Source organism: Nocardia higoensis NBRC 100133, assembly GCF_000308595.1.
In the GTDB taxonomy this organism is placed as follows: Bacteria; Actinomycetota; Actinomycetes; order Mycobacteriales; family Mycobacteriaceae; genus Nocardia; species Nocardia higoensis.
Genome location: NZ_BAGA01000058.1, coordinates 13,779 through 31,134, shown reverse-complemented (window position 1 = coordinate 31,134; position 17,356 = coordinate 13,779). Strand labels below are relative to the sequence as shown.

Annotated in this window: 14 protein-coding genes and 1 tRNA gene; 6 read left to right on the top strand and 9 right to left on the bottom strand. The window is 68.6% G+C overall.

Annotated elements, in window-relative coordinates; all coding sequences use genetic code 11:
- Nucleotides 1-5: 5 nt before the first annotated feature.
- Entirely contained in the window at nucleotides 6-2,903 is a 2,898-nt protein-coding gene (gene aceE, locus ON26_RS07295) for a pyruvate dehydrogenase (acetyl-transferring), homodimeric type (RefSeq protein ID WP_040795227.1), read from the bottom strand.
- Between the two features lie 260 nt (nucleotides 2,904-3,163).
- On the opposite strand from aceE, the gene ON26_RS07290 reads away from it, so the two are divergent.
- From ON26_RS07290 to ON26_RS07275, 4 genes are all read left to right on the top strand, one after another.
- Entirely contained in the window at nucleotides 3,164-3,700 is a 537-nt protein-coding gene (locus ON26_RS07290) for an Rv2240c family protein (RefSeq protein WP_040795226.1), read from the top strand.
- A gap of 110 nt (nucleotides 3,701-3,810) precedes the next feature.
- A complete protein-coding gene (locus ON26_RS07285) occupies nucleotides 3,811-4,233 on the top strand; it encodes a DUF3052 domain-containing protein (RefSeq protein ID WP_040795225.1) in 423 nt (140 codons plus the stop codon).
- Between the two features lie 79 nt (nucleotides 4,234-4,312).
- Complete coding sequence (locus ON26_RS07280; protein WP_040795314.1) at nucleotides 4,313-4,792, top strand: peroxiredoxin; 480 nt, start codon at nucleotides 4,313-4,315, stop codon at nucleotides 4,790-4,792.
- Between the two features lie 32 nt (nucleotides 4,793-4,824).
- Nucleotides 4,825-4,896: transfer RNA gene (locus ON26_RS07275), tRNA-Val, on the top strand.
- A 44-nt stretch (nucleotides 4,897-4,940) separates the two neighbouring features.
- Here the strand turns inward: ON26_RS07275 and ON26_RS07270 are convergent.
- The 7 genes from ON26_RS07270 to ON26_RS07240 form a co-directional block, all read right to left on the bottom strand.
- Complete coding sequence (locus tag ON26_RS07270) at nucleotides 4,941-6,743, bottom strand: serine/threonine-protein kinase PknD (RefSeq protein ID WP_040795224.1); 1,803 nt, start codon at nucleotides 6,741-6,743, stop codon at nucleotides 4,941-4,943.
- 338 nt (nucleotides 6,744-7,081) lie between these two features.
- Entirely contained in the window at nucleotides 7,082-7,552 is a 471-nt protein-coding gene (locus ON26_RS07265) for a nitroreductase/quinone reductase family protein (RefSeq protein ID WP_083883850.1), read from the bottom strand.
- A gap of 192 nt (nucleotides 7,553-7,744) precedes the next feature.
- Nucleotides 7,745-8,281 carry a DUF3145 domain-containing protein gene (locus ON26_RS07260; protein ID WP_040795312.1) on the bottom strand — a complete coding sequence of 179 codons (537 nt, stop codon included), beginning with the start codon at nucleotides 8,279-8,281 and terminating at the stop codon, nucleotides 7,745-7,747.
- Nucleotides 8,282-8,405: 124 nt separating this feature from the next.
- A complete protein-coding gene (locus ON26_RS07255; RefSeq protein WP_040795223.1) occupies nucleotides 8,406-9,230 on the bottom strand; it encodes a serine hydrolase domain-containing protein in 825 nt (274 codons plus the stop codon).
- Between the two features lie 80 nt (nucleotides 9,231-9,310).
- Nucleotides 9,311-10,441 (bottom strand): NDMA-dependent alcohol dehydrogenase, encoded by a 1,131-nt coding sequence (locus ON26_RS07250; RefSeq protein WP_040795222.1) that lies wholly within the window; start codon nucleotides 10,439-10,441, stop codon nucleotides 9,311-9,313.
- A gap of 29 nt (nucleotides 10,442-10,470) precedes the next feature.
- Nucleotides 10,471-11,175 carry a DinB family protein gene (locus tag ON26_RS07245; protein WP_306307241.1) on the bottom strand — a complete coding sequence of 235 codons (705 nt, stop codon included), beginning with the start codon at nucleotides 11,173-11,175 and terminating at the stop codon, nucleotides 10,471-10,473.
- A gap of 89 nt (nucleotides 11,176-11,264) precedes the next feature.
- Entirely contained in the window at nucleotides 11,265-12,329 is a 1,065-nt protein-coding gene (locus ON26_RS07240) for a phosphotransferase family protein (protein WP_083883848.1), read from the bottom strand.
- Between the two features lie 80 nt (nucleotides 12,330-12,409).
- On the opposite strand from ON26_RS07240, the gene pabB reads away from it, so the two are divergent.
- On the top strand, nucleotides 12,410-14,632 hold the full coding sequence (gene pabB, locus ON26_RS07235; protein ID WP_040795310.1) for an aminodeoxychorismate synthase component I: 2,223 nt from the start codon (nucleotides 12,410-12,412) through the stop codon (nucleotides 14,630-14,632).
- On the opposite strand, the gene ON26_RS07230 is transcribed toward pabB, so the two are convergent.
- Nucleotides 14,571-15,071 (bottom strand): hypothetical protein, encoded by a 501-nt coding sequence (locus ON26_RS07230; RefSeq protein WP_174375382.1) that lies wholly within the window; start codon nucleotides 15,069-15,071, stop codon nucleotides 14,571-14,573. The genes pabB and ON26_RS07230 overlap by 62 nt on opposite strands.
- 133 nt (nucleotides 15,072-15,204) lie before the next feature.
- Between ON26_RS07230 and ON26_RS32120 the strand changes: the two genes are divergently transcribed.
- Nucleotides 15,205-17,352 carry a TerD family protein gene (locus tag ON26_RS32120; RefSeq protein ID WP_245545756.1) on the top strand — a complete coding sequence of 716 codons (2,148 nt, stop codon included), beginning with the start codon at nucleotides 15,205-15,207 and terminating at the stop codon, nucleotides 17,350-17,352.
- The last annotated feature ends 4 nt before the right edge of the window (nucleotides 17,353-17,356 follow it).

The following is a 17,356-nucleotide window of genomic DNA, read 5'->3' as shown; positions in this document are numbered from 1 at the left end:
TTGCGCTATGCCAGATCTTCGTCCGAACTCACGGCAGGCTTCGGCGCGGCATCCACGTCCCCGATGCGGTACTTACGTGCCGCTTCGACGGCCTTGGACCGATCGATCCGCCCCGTGTTCGCCAGCCCGATCAGCGCCGCCACCGCGATGGACTGCGCGTCGACGTTGAACCGCCTGCGCGCGGCCGGACGGGTGTCGGAGAAGCCGAAGCCGTCGGTGCCGAGGGTGATGAACTCACCGGGCACCCACTGACGCACCTGGTCCGGCACCGCCCGCATCCAGTCGGTGGCTGCCACGAACGGGCCGCTCGCCTGCGACAGCGCCTCGGTCACATACGGCACGGCGTGCGCGGCACCCGGATCACGCAGCGCGGCGATCTCCTTGACCAGCGCCTCCTTGCGCAGCTCGCCCCACGAGGTCACCGACCACACATCGGCCTGCACACCCCACTCCTCGGCCAGCAGCGCCTGGGCCCGAAGACCGTCGGGCACGGTCACGCCGGAGACCAGGATCTGGGCGCGCAGGTCGCCCTCGCCACCCGCCTTGTAGCGGTAGAGACCCTTCAACAGACCGGCCACGTCGAGGTTCTCGGGCTCGGCCGGCTGCTGGTAGGGCTCGTTGTAGAGGGTGATGTAGTAGAAGACGTCCTCGCCGCCGAAGGTGTCCTCGGGCCGCTCCACCGGTTCGGTGCCAGGGAGCGCACCCGGATGCTCGGCGGGCTTGCCGCCGCCGTACATCCGGCGCAGGCCGTCGCGCACGATGTGGGCGATCTCGAAGGCGAAGGCCGGATCGTAGGTCACCACAGCGGGATTGGTGGAGGCCAGCAGCAGCGAATGACCATCGTTGTGCTGGAGACCCTCGCCGGTCAGCGTGGTACGTCCCGCCGTCGCACCGAGCACGAAGCCGCGGGACAGCTGATCCGCCGCCGCCCACAGACCGTCGCCGGTGCGCTGGAACCCGAACATCGAATAGAAGATGTAGAGCGGGATCATCGGCTCGCCGTGCGTGGCGTAGGAGGTTCCCGCCGCGGTGAACGACGCGGTCGAGCCCGCCTCGTTGATGCCCTCGTGCAGGATCTGCCCGACGGTGCTCTCCTTGTAGGCGAGCATCAGTTCGGCGTCCACCGAGGTGTACAACTGCCCGTTGCGGTTGTAGATCTTCAGCGAGGGGAACCACGAGTCCATACCGAAGGTGCGGGCCTCGTCGGGGATGATCGGCACGATGCGCTTGCCGATCTCCTTGTCGCGCAGCAGTTCCTTCATCAGCCGCACCAACGCCATCGTGGTCGCCACGTTCTGCTTGCCCGAGCCCTTGCGCACCGACTTGTAGGCCTCGTCGCCGGGCAGGGTCAACGGCTTTGCGGTAGTGCGTCGTTCGGGCAGGAAGCCACCGAGCGCCTTGCGCCGGTCCAGCATGTACTGGATCTCGCGGGCTTCCATGCCGGGGTGGTAGTACGGCGGCAGGTACGGATCCTTCTCCAGCTCCGCGTCGCTGATCGGGATGCGCTGCAGATCGCGGAAGTCCTTGAGATCCTGCAACGTCAGCTTCTTCATCTGATGCGTGGCGTTGCGGCCTTCGAAGTGCTTGCCGAGGGTGTAGCCCTTGATGGTCTTGGCCAGGATCACCGTCGGCTGGCCCTTGTGCGCCATCGCCGCCGCGTAGGCCGCGTAGACCTTGCGGTAGTCGTGGCCGCCGCGCTTGAGGTTCCAGATCTCCTGATCGGACATGTTCTGCACCAGCGCCTTGGTGCGCGGGTCACGGCCGAAGAAGTGGTCGCGCACGTAGGCGCCGTCGTTGGCCTTGTAGGTCTGGTAGTCGCCGTCGGGCGTGGTGTTCATCAGGTTCACCAGCGCGCCGTCGCGGTCCGCCCCGAGCAGCTGATCCCACTCGCGGCCCCAGATCACCTTGATCACATTCCAGCCCGCGCCGCGGAAGAACGACTCGAGTTCCTGGATGATCTTGCCGTTGCCGCGCACCGGTCCGTCGAGGCGCTGCAGGTTGCAGTTGACCACGAAGGTCAGGTTGTCCAGGCCCTCCATGGCCGCCACGTGCGCCAGGCCACGCGATTCCGGCTCGTCCATCTCGCCGTCGCCGAGGAACGCCCACACATGCTGATCGGAGGTGTCCTTGATGCCGCGATCGTGCAGGTAGTGGTTGAACCGCGCCTGGTAGATCGCGTTCATCGGGCCCAGGCCCATCGAGACGGTCGGGAACTCCCAGAAGTTGTTCAGCAGCCGCGGGTGCGGATAGGAGGGCAGGCCATGGCCGAGGCCGCCGTGGCTGTACTCCTGGCGGAAGCCGTCCATCTGGTCGGTGCTGAGCCGGCCTTCGAGGAAGGCGCGCGCGTAGATGCCGGGCGAGGCATGACCCTGGATGAAGATCTGGTCGCCGCCGCCGGAATGGTCCTTGCCGCGGAAGAAGTGGTTGAAGCCCACCTCGTAGAGCGCGGCCGAGGACGCGTAGGTGGAGATGTGACCGCCCACGCCGATGCCGGGCCGCTGGGCGCGATGCACCATGATCGCGGCGTTCCAGCGGATGAACGCGCGATAGCGTCGCTCGACCTCCTCGTCGCCGGGGAACCACGGCTCGTTCTCGGTCGGGATGGTGTTGACGTAGTCGGTGGAGGTCAGCGCCGGGATCGCGACGTGCCGCTCACCGGCGCGCTCGAGCAGGCGCAGCATCAGATAGCGGGCGCGCTGCGGGCCCTCCCGGTCGAGCATCTCGTCGAACGACTCGAGCCATTCGCCGGTGCCCTCCGGATCGATGTCGGGTAGGTACGACGCCACTCCTTCGCGGATCACCCGCACGCGTTCGCCCGTGGCGGGCGCCGGCGCCCCACTCGGGCCGGCGGCGTCTGCTCCGGTGGATTTCCCCGGAACGGAAGAGTCGATGAGGTCGGTCAAATCTGCTCCTCGTGCAGGTGTGGAAAAGCTGATGTGCTTCGTTATCCATGGGCGGATCCGCTGGTGTGCGAATTCGTCCGATGCGCCAGGTCGGTCGCACCTCCATCCTTCCCGAAGGTGCGTCCCGAAGCATCATCGCAGTCGGAAATCAAGTACCGTCTGCAGAAAATGGGTTACTGCCCAGTTGCCCCGGCAGACCTCGCCCGCCGGGCTCCATCAGCCACTATGCGCAGCCGCCACCGTGAGCAGGGGAGACATCGATGAAGCTGTTGATTCCGCGCCGGATCGGGCTGGCCTGCTCCACGCTGGCCGTGCTGGCCGGGACCGTGGTGGCCTGCGGCGAACAAGTCCCCGGCACCGCGCTGCCGAACACCGGCGAGGTCGAGATCTACAAGAGCGAGCAGGCCGCCGCCACCTCCTCGCGCCGCGCCGCCGAGCAGACGCAGGCGATCGCCGACAACTGCGCGCCCTTCGCGACCACCAGCGGCATCGGCGTGCAGCGCTACAACGAATTCGTGGAAGCCCACGACTCCAACGCCCCGGACTACGACGCCAGACGCGACACCGCCGCCGCGACCCTCGAGGACGCGGCGAACAAGGTCGAGGCCGGGGTGAACAACGCGGGAGAAAAATTGCCGCCGGATCTGGCGGGCAAACTCACCGAGTACGTGAACGCGGCGCGCCAGCTCGCCGAGGAGACCAGAAAGATGTCCTACCACGCGAATGTCGATCCGCTCAACGCCGCGAGCCAGCGGGTCAACACCGCCCGCACCACCGTCCGCGAGGCCTGCCCGTAAGCCCGGATCGACGCGACATTCGCCCCATTTTCGACCGATCAGCTTGCGCTCGGGCCGATAACCATGTTCGCTTGCACTTACCTGTTGTCGGGATTGAGGAGGACACCACCGTGGTCGCCGCGGCGGACGCGCAGAATTACGCTCAGAAGCTTGGCATTGCACACGGCATGGTGGTCCAGGAGCTCGGCTGGGACGAGGACACAGATGACGACCTCCGTGCAGCCGTGGAAGAAGCCAGCGGCGGCGAGATGGTCGACGAGGATTCCGACGAGGTCGTGGATGCGGTGCTGCTGTGGTGGCGCGACGGCGACGGCGATCTGGCCGACGAGCTGATGGAAGTCATCAGCCCGCTCGCCGACGACGGTTTCATCTGGGTACTCACTCCCAAGACCGGTCAGCCGGGCCACGTGGACCCGAGTGAGATCGCCGAATCGGCACCCACGGCGGGCCTGACCCAGACCTCGGCCATCAGCCTCGGTGCGTGGACCGGCAGCCGCCTCGTGCAGCCGAAGGCTCCCTCCAAGCAGCGCTGACCCTTTTCGCTATGGTTTCGGTCCGGGAGGTGCTCATCCACCGCCCGGACCGAGACCCGTCACGATGGAGGATTCGCGTATGCCAGCCGAGGTCGGCCCGCTGGAAGTCGGCACCGTCGCGCCGGATTTCACCCTCAAGGACCAGAACAACCAGCCCGTCACGCTCTCGAACTACCGGGGCAGCAAGAACGTGCTGATCGTGTTCTACCCGCTCGCCTTCACCGGCGTGTGCCAGGGCGAACTGTGCAAGGTCCGCGACGAACTGCCCAAGTTCCAGAACGACGACGCCGAGATCCTCGCGATCTCCGTCGGCCCGCCGCCAACCCACAAGATCTGGGCGGCCGAACAGGGTTACACCTTCCCCCTGCTGTCGGACTTCTGGCCGCACGGCGCCACCGCCCAGGCCTACGGCGTCTTCAACGACAAGACCGGCATCGCCAACCGCGGCACCTTCGTCGTCGACAAGGCGGGCATCATCCGATTCTCGGAGATGAACGGCCCCGGCGAGCCCCGTGACCAGGGCGCTTGGGAGAAAGCGATCGCCGCGCTAGATTCATAAACCGTTCCCGCCGGTTCCGGTCGGCGGGGTACGGGCGTATAGCTCAGCGGTAGAGCACTGGTTTTACACACCAGCGGTCGGGGGTTCGATCCCCTCTGCGCCCACCGATGAATAACCAGCCGGACAAGGGCCTGCTACCCACGAGGATTCAGCTGACCGAGAGTTTCACCACCGGATCGGAGCCCACGTCCACGATGTAGACGTTGTTCGCCGCGTCGACCGCGACACCCTGGGGATTCTTCAGACCGGTGAACGGCAGCGGGGTCGGCGTCGACGCGCCCGCCGCCAACCTCACCACCCATTGGTTACCCCAGTCGACGACGTACAAGTCTCCGGCCGCGTCGACCGCCACACCCTGGGGATCTTTGAGCCCGGTGAACGGCAGCGTCGTCGGCGCCGAAGCGCCCACCGCCAACCTCAGCACGCGTTCGGTACTCAATTCGGTGACGTATACATTGCCCGCCGTGTCGACCGCCATACCCTGAGGATCTTGGAGTCCCGTGAACGGCAGCGTCGTCGGCTCCGACGCGCCCGCCGCCAACCTCACCACCCGATCATTACCCCGGTCGCCGACGTACACGTCTCCCGCCGCGTCGACCGCCACACCCTGGGGATCTTTGAGCCCGGTGAACGGCAACGGGGTCGGCGCCGAAGCGCCCGCCGCCAGTTTCATCACCCGATCGTTACTCGTGTCGGTGACGTATACGTTGCCCGCCGTGTCGACCGCCACGCCCTGGGGGTTGTTCAGGCCGCTGAAGGGCAGCGGGGTCGCCTCCGAGGCGCCCGCCGCCAATTTCATCACCCGATCGTCACCCATATCGGTGACGTACACATTGCCCGCCAGGTCGACCGCCACATCGGTGGGCAGGCTGACGCCGGTGAACGGTAGCGGAGTCTGGGACGAGTAGCCCGAGGCGATAGGTAGGGGCGAGTCGCCACCGCCGCCTGATTCCCGTTGGACACCGATGACGACAGCCGCAGCGGCCGCCATGACGGCTGCGACCGCGGCGGCGAGCAGTCCGGCGGTCTTCGCCGACAATCTGATTCGCCGCCTCTTGCGCGCAGCCGCCACGCCCCCGACGGCGCTGGGCGCGGAATCGCCCACCGCGGCGCGAGCCGCCGCGGCGAGCTCGCGCACGGTCTGGTAACGATCGTCAGGGTTTTTGGCCATTCCCTTGGCGATGACCGCGTCGAACGCAGCCGGTACATCGGGTGTAGCGGCGCTCGGACGCGGCGCCGGGGTGTGCAGGTGATGGGCGATCACACCCTGCATCCCCGCTGCGCTCGAAAACGGCGGCCGGCCGGTCAGGCACTCGTACAGCACGCACGTCAACGCGTACACATCCACTCGGGCATCAGCCTTGAGCTCCGAGTTGATGGCCTCCGGCGCCATGTAGGCGACGGTGCCGATGGTCTCGCCGATCATGGTCAGCGTACGGTCGTCGGTGGCGTGGGCGATCCCGAAATCGATCAGGGAGGCGAACTCATCGGCCCCCAGCAGGATGTTGGTGGGTTTGACATCGCGATGGACCAGCCCGGTGTCATGGGCCGCCTGCAGCGCGCCTGCGACCTGCGCGATGATCGCCACTGCCCGCTGCGGCGACAGGGCCCCTTCTCGCGCGATCACCTTGCGCAGGTCGGTGCCCTCGATCAAGCGCATATTCAGATACAGCCGGCCGTCGATGTCGCCGAAGTCGTGGATGGGGATCACATGCGGCTCGGTCAACTGGGCCACCGCCAGGCACTCCCGGCGAAACCGCTCGCGCAGCTGCTCGTCATCGGCGAAGCGCTCGGGCAACACCTTGAGCGCCACCACCCGGTTGGTCAGCGAATCATGCGCCCGCCACACCTGGCCCATGCCGCCCTGGCCGAGCAGCGACAGAAGCCGATAGCGTCCGAACGCCTCCGCCGGCAAAGTGGCGTCCCCGCCACCCACTGACGTGTCATCCATTGTGCCGTCCCGTGACTACCCGACTGGCAAACGGTGTCCTTGCTCGTTCCGACCCCGCCCGAGCCGGAGCCCACACTGGTCGATTCAGCCAGGCCGGGCAGTCGAGAGTCGGCGCTGTCGTCGGCGCTCGAATTTCCCAGCCATGCTCATGTCGGCAAATACGCGGCCGGGCCCTACCCGGCCACCGATGCGAGTGCGCGGATCGTGTCCAGGGATCCGCCGACAAGCCTGTCGCAAGTTCAGCGTACCTCTGAGCCCTACGACTACTTGTCGAAGCCGGCCGTGGTGCGCACCGCCGCTGCCCCGTGCCGACGCCCGAGGCAGCCGACGCCTCCGGACTACGCTCGCCCGGCGCGCGGGGTGAGGCGGATGACCGGGAGCTGACGATCGGTCTTGGACTGGTACTCGCCCATCTTCGGCGCGAGGGCCACGATCTCGCGCCAGGTGCTCTCGCGCTCTTCGCCCTGGAGTTGTTCGGCGGTCACCTCGATGATCCGATCGGCGATCTGGATACGGGCCTTGTCGGGAGCGGCGGCGAGATTGTAGTACCAGGCCGGGTTCTTCGGGGCCCCTGCCGCGGAGGCGACGACCAGGTAGGTCCCGTCCGGCTTCTTCAGGTAACCGAGCGGCGAGGTGCGTTCGACGCCGGTCTTGCGGCCGACCGTGGTGAGCAGCAGAGCGTCCATACCGCCGAAGAACTTGCCGTTCTTCTTGATCCGGCTCGTGGCGATCTTGTTCAGCGTCCGCATGAACAGTCCGGTGTCGGGCTGACGAGCGCCCCTGGTGCCGTTGGCGGTGTCGAAACTCATGACGACCTTTCGGATTCGTGTGTGCCTGTGTTCGGCGGTCCGCGCCGGAACGCATCGCCCGAGGGAACCCCGGTCCCGGATCACCGGCCGCCTTGGTCTGTATCTCGCGGCGCGACACCGGCGTTTACATCGGCGCGGAATTCACGGCGACGCATTGTCCTCGCCCCTCGCACGGCGATCGCCCGACACCCGCTAGCCGACGTCACGGCGCAACCACATGACATCCGCGCCGACGCCCTCGTCACCGCTGCGGAAGGCCTCCAGATCGTCATCCCACGGGGTCCCCATCGCCCGGTCGATCTCACCGGCCAGGTCGTAGCCCGAGTGCTTGCCCGCACTGCGAGCCGTCTCGAGCATCGACCGCAGGCGGTTCTCCCCCACCATCACATCACCGTTGGCACTGACCGCACCTCGCCACAAGCCGAGCGCGGGCGAGAAGCTGTAGCGCTCCCCGTCGACGCCGTCGCTGGGGTCCTCGGTGACTTCGAACCGCAGAACCGGCCAGGAACGCAGGGATTGGGCGATCCTGCCCGCCGTGCCGACCGGACCGATCCAGTCGCTGGAGGCGCGGAGCTGACCATCGACGGGCTGGGTGGTCCACCTGAGCTTGGCGGGCGAGCTGAGTGCCGAGGTGAGTGCCCACTCGACGTGCGGACACAGCGCGGCGGGGGCTGAGTGGATCCAGACCACACCCGCCGTCGCGTCCGCGAACTGACTCGATGCGCGCACCACTGACACCTCCAGCTCGGACGATGGACGTCTTCCCCAACGACCTGTCCGCTGCTGGCGTTGCCCGAGTGTACTCGAGTGTTGCGAGTTACGAGTGTTACTCGGTTCGTGTGTTGCCCGGCAGTTACCTCTCGCCGGTACAGTCCTGGCTTTCGGCGATCACCGCGTCACTGAGGACCGGCCAGGCCGCACGCGCCCAGTCGCCGAAATTCTCGTCGGCGAGCGCGCAACACGCCAGACCCTGCTGCGGATCGACCCACAGAAAAGTTCCGGATTGCCCGAAGTGGCCGAAAGTTCGCGGGGAGTTGGTGGTTCCGGTCCAGTGCGGCGACTTGCCGTCGCGGATCTCGAAGCCGAGCCCCCAGTCGTTGGGGCGCTTCGAGCCGTATCCCGGCAGCACGCCGTTGAGGCCGGGGAACTGCACGGTGGTCGCCTCGGCGAGCGTCTGCGGCGAGATCAACCGGGGATTCAGCAATTCGGCGGCGAAGCGCAGGAGATCGTTCAGAGTGGAGTGGCAGGCGTGCCCCGCCGGGCCGGTGAGCGCCGACGCTTCCATACCCAGTGGTACGAATACGGATTCGCGCAGGTACTCGTCGAACGCGATACCGGACTGCTCGGCCACGAAATCCGCGAGCACCTCGAAGCCGGAGCTCGAGTAGATGCGGCGGGCACCGGGTTCGGCCATCACCTCGGTGGTATCGAAGGCCAGACCGGAGGCATGGGCGAGCAGGTGGCGCACGGTGGCGCCGGGCGGGCCCGCGGGCTGATCCAATTCGATCGCGCCCTCCTCCACCGCGACGAGGGCGGCATAGGCGACCAGAGGTTTGGTCACCGAGGCCAGCGCGAACACGTGGTCGGTGTCGCCGTGGGAAGTCGTTGCCGCGCCGGACACCACGCCCGCCGCGGCGTGCCGGACCGGCCAGTCGTCGATCTGCTCGAGTGCACGCACCCCGCGAGCCTACGAGACAACACCCGGCGAACCCAAGGGCGCGGGCCCACCCGGCGGAGGGGCGGGCCCGACCACGCGATCTACCAGTCGTTCTCGGTGTAGCGGATGATGCCGCGCAGGTTCTTGCCGTCGAGCATGTCCTGATAGCCCTGGTTGATCTCCTCCAGCGAGTAGCTGCGGGTGACCATGTCGTCCAGATTCAGCTGCCCGGACTTGTACAGCGAGAGCAGATGCGGGGCGTCCTGGCGCGCGTTGCCGCCGCCGAAGATGCAGCCCTTCACGGTCTTCTGCAGCATCGACAGCAGAAAGGTGTTCATCTTGACATCGCCGGCGTCCATGCGGCCCATCGAGGTGACCACGAGGGTGCCGCCCTTGCCGGTGAGGATCAGGCCCTCTTCGACGTAGTCGCCGTGCATCTCGCCCATGGTGAGGATGACCTTCTCGGCCATGCGGCCCTCGGTGGCCTCCATGAGCGGCACGATGGCCTCGGCCATGCTGGCGTAGGTGTGGGTGGCGCCGAACTTCTGCGCCTGCTCCAGCTTCCACGGCACCGGGTCGATCGCGACGACCTTGGACGCGCCGGAGAGCACCGCGCCCTGCAGCGCGCTCATGCCGACGCCGCCGATGCCCGCGACGACCACGGTGTCACCGGGCATGGTGTTGGCGACATGGGTGGCCGAGCCGAAACCGGTCGGCACGCCGCAGCCGACGAGGCAGGCGACCTCGAACGGAATGCTGGGATCGATCTTCACGACCGAGGTGTGATGCACCGTCATGTACGGGGCGAAGGTGCCGAGCAGGCACATCGGGATGACGTTCTGCCCGCGCGCCTGGATGCGGTAGGTGCCGTCGCTGATCGCCTGTCCCATCAGCAGACCCGCGCCGAGGTCGCACAGGGCCATCTGACCCGACACACAGGCCGGACAGCGGCCGCAGGCGGGGATGAACGACAGGATCACGTGGTCGCCGACCTGCAGGTCGGACGGCACGTTCGGGCCGAGCTTGGTGATGACGCCGGCACCTTCGTGACCGCCCATCACCGGGTAGCCCGGCATGGGCGTGGCGCCGGTGACGATGTGGTGATCGGAATGGCACATACCGGCGGTTTCCATCCGGATCTGCACCTCGCCGGCCACCGGGTCGCCGACCTCGATCTCTTCCACCGACCACGGCTGGTCGATCCCCCACAGGATCGCGCCCTTCGTCTTCATTCCAGTCGACCTCTCGCGTGCACAGTGCTTCAATGTGACAGCACCCACAGTACGAGATAAGTGGAACGTGTTCTAGTACCAAGCGTAAAATTCACTGCCAAGGGTAAGAACTGAAGCCGAACACGTTCCAGAAGTCGACCGCCGCTCAGCCCTGGACGTCGTGCACGTGGTGCACGAGATCGTGCAGGAAGTAGCGCGCCAGGGAGTCGACCGTGAAGGTCGCGCCGGGCACGCAGGCCGCGCTCGGCCGGCGGTACGGAACCGAACGCCTCGGCGGCGGCCGCGGCCGCGGCGGTGAGTTCCTCCGCGACCACGGCGGAGTCCTGTTCGTCGTAACGATCGGCGACCGCCGTCGCGTCCTGGTCCCAGTTGGCGAAGGTCGGCACCTCCGCCGGATCGTCGCCGCGCCGCGGCGGATCCGCGAGACCGGTGCCGGGATCGAAGGCGGTGATGCCGGGATCGGCGGCCGGACGGCGAGTGATCACCGCGACACGGAACACGAAGATCCGGCACACATCGCGCACATGCGCCGCGTATTCCGTCGGCGACCACACGCCCGGCCGCGGCCGCTGCCGCGCGTCGGGCCGCGTCAGCGCCGCGCGCAGTCGATCCGCGCTCGCCAGCGCCGCGCCGGGCACCGCGTCGTAGTCGACGGTCGCGGCGTCGTAGCCGCAGTCCGGGCAGGTGCGCTCGAGCACCCAGGTCCAGTCCTTCAGATCGGGAACGATCGCCATGTGTCGAAACTAGTCCGGCCGGATATGGGTCACCATCCATATTCGGCCGGACTTCGTCGAGTTCCCGCCTGATTCCAGGCGCGCGAGACTCAGGCCATCAGCCGCTGTGCGCGCTCGAACAACTCGAGGGTGATCGCGTGCAGGAAGTCGCCGGTCTCCTTGGGCGCCTTGCCCGCGAACGCGCGCGCGTGGGTGCCCTCGAGCACGATGCCGAGCTTGAAGCAGGCCAGCACGGTGTACCAGTCGACCGCGCTCAGGTCGCGGGTGGAGAACTTGCCGTAGTGCTCGACCATCTCCTCGGCGGTGGGCAGTCCACCCGCCGCGCCGAGCTTGCCGATCAGGGCCGCGCCGGTGGTGCCCGGCTCGGGGCGGGTGGCGATCTGCCAGCCCAGGTCGAGCAGGGGGTCGCCGATGGTCGACATCTCCCAGTCGACCAGGGCGGCGACCTGCGGACCGTCGTAGCTGAACATGATGTTGGCCAGGTGGCAGTCACCGTGCAGGATGCCCGGAGTCCACTCGGCGGGCCGGTTGCGCTCGAGCCATGCGCCGACCTTCTCGATGCCGGGAATCTGCGGGCCGGGGTAGCCGTCGTTGCTGGAGTAGGACTCCAATTCGGCCATCCAGCGCGGCACCTGGCGCTCCAGGAAGCCCTCGGGCTTGCCGTAGCCCTCGAGGCCGATCTCCTTGTAGTCCAGCGAGCCGAGACGGGCGATGGCCTCGACCGCCGACAGCCCCATGCCCCGGCGGATCTCGGCGTCACCCGCGTGCAGGGCGGGCAGTTCGGTCTGTGGGTTGAAGCCCTCGATGGGCTCCATCAAGTAGAAGTAGACGCCGAGGACGGACTCATCCGGAGCGGCGGCGATCACCCGGGGCGCTTTGACATCGGTGTCGTTGAGGGCGCCGAGCAGGCGGGCCTCGCGCTTGATCACCTCGTTGCTCTTGGGCCGCAGGTGCTTGGGCCCGCGCCGCAGCACATAGGTCCGGCCGCCGCGGACGAAACGCAGCATGATGTTCTGCGTTCCACCGCCCAGCGGGTTCACCTCCTCGAATTCACCACCGGGAAGCCCCTGCTCCTCCATCCACTTCCCGACGATCGCGAAATCGACGACGTCACGATCCACCTCGACCGGCTGCGCTACAGACATGACTGACATTGTGCACCACCGCCGGCGAGGAACTGAAGGCATCCGACAACAGTTGCCGGTGGGTGGCCGGGCGTAGGGTAGCGCACACCATGCGCACGTTGTTGATCGATAACTACGATTCGTTCACCTACAACCTGTACCAGCTGATCAGCGAGGTGAACGGCTCCGAACCCACGGTCGTGCGCAACGACGAGTACACCGATCCGGCCGAGCTGCGCCTGGACGACTACGACAACATCGTCATCTCCCCCGGCCCCGGCCGTCCCGACCGCCCCCGCGATATCGGCATCTCGGCGGCGGTGATCGCGACCGCGACCCTGCCGCTGCTCGGCGTCTGCCTGGGACATCAAGGCATCGTGATCGCCGCCGGCGGGCGGGTCGAGCGCGCACCGGCACCCCGGCACGGATACCTCGACCGGATCGGCCACGACGGGCGCGATCTGTTCGCGGATCTGCCGCAGGATTTCACCGCCGTGCGCTACCACTCGCTGGCCGCGCTGCGCCCGCTGCCCGCCGGCCTGGAGATCACCGCGCAGACCCCGGACGGGGTGATCATGGGTGTGCGACACCGGGATCGGCCGCAGTGGGGCGTGCAGTTCCACCCCGAGTCCATCGAGAGCGAGTACGGCGCGGCGCTGCTACGGAACTTCGCGGCGCTCACTGTCTCACGACGCACCGGATCGCCCGCAGCCCCCCTGCCGTCGTTCACCACATCGCCCCGTAGCACTGCGGCGAAACCTGCCGCCACGGCGCGACCTGCCGCCACGGCGCGACCTGCCGCCACGGCGTGCCTGTCGGGTCCGCCGGCGGACGGCATCTCCTGGCAGGTCCACCACGAAGTCATCGACCGCGCCGTCGACACCGAGGCCGCCTTCGTGCGCCTGCAGGCCCATTCCCCGACCGCGTTCTGGCTCGACAGCGAACACATCGAGCCAGGACTCGACCGCTTCTCCTTCCTCGGCGACGCGAGCGGACCGCTGGCCGAGGTGGTGCACTACCGCGTCGGCGACGAGGCCGTGACGGTCCGGACGGCCGACGGCGGACAACGCAGCGTGCCCGGCGATGTCCTGACCTACCTGTCGTCGCAACTGCGTCGGCGCCGGGTCGAACTCCCGGATCTGCCGTTCGATTTCGGCTGCGGCTATGTCGGCTATCTGGGCTACGAGGTCAAAGCCGACTGCGGCGCGAGCGCGGCACATCGCGCCGCCACCCCGGACGCGCAGTGGATCTTCGCCGATCGGCTCGTCGCCGTCGATCACGTGACGGGCCGCACCCATCTGCTGGCCCTCAGCGATCCCGCCGACCCGGACGCGAGCAGCGCGCACGCGCGGACCTGGCTGGAGGAGACCCGTGCGGTGCTGGAAACCCTTCCCTCCTGGGCGAATCCACCCGAACTGGCCATCGACGCCGACCTCGACGCCGTCGCCGGACTGCTCACCCGCGGCCGCGAGCGCTATCTCGCCGACATCGCCACCTGCCTCGAGCGCCTGCGCGCGGGCGAGTCCTACGAGATCTGCCTGACCGACGCGATCACCGTCGACGCCGACCTCGCCGGTCTGGACTTCTACCGCATCCTGCGCCGCTGCAACCCCGCCCCTTACGCCGCCTACCTGCGGTTCGACGAGCTCGAGATCGCCTGCTCCTCCCCCGAACGCTTCCTGAAGGTCGGCCGGGACCGCACGGTGGAGAGCAAGCCGATCAAAGGCACCGCCCCGCGCGGCGCGACTCCCGCCGAGGACGCCCGGCTACAGCGGGAACTGGCCGCGGACCCCAAGACCCGCGCCGAGAACCTGATGATCGTGGACCTGCTGCGCAACGATCTGGGCCGCGTCTGCCGGATCGGCAGCGTGCACGTGCCGGAGCTGATGGCCGTCGAGACCTATTCCACTCTGCACCAACTGGTTTCGACCGTGCGCGGGACTCTGCGCGAGGACGTCGACGTGATCGATTGCGTGCGAGCCTGTTTCCCCGGCGGCTCCATGACCGGCGCGCCGAAAGTGCGCACCATGGAGATCATCGACGAGTTGGAAACCGAGGCGCGCGGCGTCTACTCCGGCGCGATCGGCTTCCTCGGTCTGGGCGGCGGCGCCGATCTCAATATCGTCATCCGCACCGCCGTCCGCCACGACAGGCGCTGGCGGATCGGCGCCGGCGGGGCGATCGTGCTGGACTCCGATCCGGCCGGTGAGTATCACGAAATGCTGCTCAAAGCGGCCGCCACCTTCCGTGCGGCCGCCGCGCGCGAGAAGGTCAGCGCCGGCGCTTCGGCGGAGCGTCCCGCTCCTCGTCCGCACCGCGCCGTGCGCCGGTGACCCGGCCGAGCACCGAGGAGACGCCGGGCAGTCGCGCGAGCGCTCCCAGCACGTCCTCACCCATGGCGACCATCGCTTCCAGCCGCGGTAGCAGCCGGTCGTAGGCGGCGAAGGCGGGATCGGCCAGCGCCAGCGTGCGATCGAGCCGGTCGATGGCGGCGTTGAGCCGGTCGATCGCCTGGGACAGGTTCTCCACCAGGTCCGGCAGCTGGGCGACCAGCTGCGCCGAGGCGGGCGGCAGCCGCACCGCCGCGTCGAAGGCGTGCCCGGCGGTGGCCTGCGCGGATTCCAGCGCCTGCCCGGCCGCCGCCTGCGCCGCCGCGGCGGCGGCCTGCGCAGCCGCGATGACCTCGGCCGGGCCGGGCACCCGCGGCACACCCGGCTTCGCCGGGCCGCCCTCGGGCTTGTCCCGGTGGCCCTTCCCCTTCGGGCTCGTCATGACCTCCACTGTGCCCGACCTCGGCCGATACCCGCCGGATTTCCTCGTCCGACCGGTCTGTGTCGCCGGTCCGCCGCCCCCGCGAGACCGGCGCGCTCGGCGTGTCGGAGGGGCGTGGGAGGATGCCAGCACGATGGAACTCAGCAAGGGCGCGAACGCACCGGTACCGACATCTCTTCTAGCCGTGGCCGTTTCATGGCAGACCGAGCATGCCGTCGACGCGCACGCGCTGTTGCTGGACGAGTCCGGCACGGTCCGCACCGATCGTGATCTGGTCTTCTACAACGCACCACGGCACATCTCCCAGGCGGTGACCCTGGACCAGGAACCCGCGCCCGGCACCGCCCGCCTCAGTGTCTCCCTGCCGCGCACCGAACGCGATGTCGACCGGATCGTGATCGGCGGTTCCCTCGACGAGGGCAGCTTCGCCGACATCGACGGGCTCACCGTCACCGTCCACGCCGCCGACGGCCCGATCGCCCGCTTCGCGATCGACGACCACGAGCGCGTCACGGCCATGATGTTCGGCGAGTTCTACCGCCGCGACGGCGCCTGGCGCTTCCGCGCGGTCGGCCAGGGCTGGCACACCGGTCTATCCGGTCTCGTCACCGAATTCGGCGTGGCCGTCGACGATCCGGACCGCCGTGTCAGAACCACCCGCACGACCGATCCCTTCGCGCGCGGCCGCGCCCTCCGTGCCGCCGCACCGGCCGGGGATCCGGCGTCGAACTCGCCCTTCGAAGAGGCTCGCGAACACGCCTTCACCGGCGAAGGCACGCACGCGCCGACAACAGCCGAACACCCCTCCGGCGCGATCGAGTCCTGTATCCCCGACGCGCACGATGCCGTGTCCGAGGCCGAGCCGTACCCCCCGCACGCCGACCGAGCGCCCACGCTGCACCGCCCGACCGGAGCGCCGTTCCCCACCCGCCGCCTGCCGCTGTCCGGCCGGTCCGGCGACCCGTCACCTACCCGTCCGCCCCACGGCGGTCCGCTCTCCGACCACCCCGCGGCGTCGCACCGGACACCGGACCCCGCGCCGTACTCCGACGATCCGCCCACCGACCCGGCGCTGCCCGCCGTCTCGTCGTCCGGCCGCGCCGACACCCTCCCGCTGGCCCGTATCGACGCCATCCCCGCCGCATTCCCCGGCCCGGCGCCGCGCCCGGTCGATCTGACCCGCCACCGCGCCGATCCGGCTCCCCCGCCGCCCCCGCCGGCCCCGGCCCGCGCCGACTGGCACCCCGACCCCACCGAGCCCGCACGCATGCGCTGGTGGGACGGCGCCCGCTGGACCTCCGACAGCTACCTGCGCAGCCACGACGACCCCCGCGACTGCCCGCGCTGCGGCTCACCCCGCCGCCGCAAGTTCTTCGGCGGCTTGTCGCCGTGCGTGGCCTGTGAAGTCGAGATCGAGGAGTTCCTCACCCACTGGCACAGCAGCGCCTGGCGGGTGCTCACCACCTCCGGCCCGATCGGCGAACCGTGGGAGCACCTCTGGGCGTCACTGCGCTACCAGCGCATCGACGAGAGCCGCGGCCGCGCCGCCCTGCGTGATCTGGGGCTCAGCTATGTGGAGCGCATGGTCACCTTCGCCTTCGCCGACGGTGAGATCCGGCAGGACGAGTTCGATCTGTTCGAGCACGCTCTGGTGGAGCTGCGCCTGGGCGGACCGCTGGTGGAGGACCTGCGCAGGCGGGTGCATCGGGGCAGGCTGCTGTGCCGGCTGCGCGAAGGCGATCTGCCGGTGATCCGCACGCCCGACCTGCATCTGGATTCCGAGGAGAAGGTGCACCTCGACCTGCCCGCCACCCAGGTCAGGGCGCTCGCGCGCGGCCCCAAGCGCACCGACGGCCGGTTGATCGCCAGCAACAAGAAGCTGCGCTTCGTCGGCGCGGGCGCCGGAGTCGAATTGCCCTGGTCGCGAGTGGTTTCGGTGCGCAACAGCACGGGCGCGGTGCAGGTCGCGGCGACTTCGGCGCGCGGCGGCGCCACCTTCGAGGTCGACGATCCCGATTATGTGACCGCCGCGCTGGAAGGCGCCCTACGGGTGGCCAAGCGCCTGGTGCTCACACCGGGGCAGCTGGATTCGCGCAGCATCTCCCAGGAGGTGAAGGCCGAGGTCTGGCAGCGCGACGGCGGCCGGTGCGTGGAATGCGGCAGCGGGCACTACCTGGAGTTCGACCACATCATCCCGTTGAGCCGGGGCGGCGCGACCAGCGCGACGAATCTGCAGATCCTGTGCCGGGCCTGCAACCGCCGCAAGGGAGCTCGGATCTGAGCGG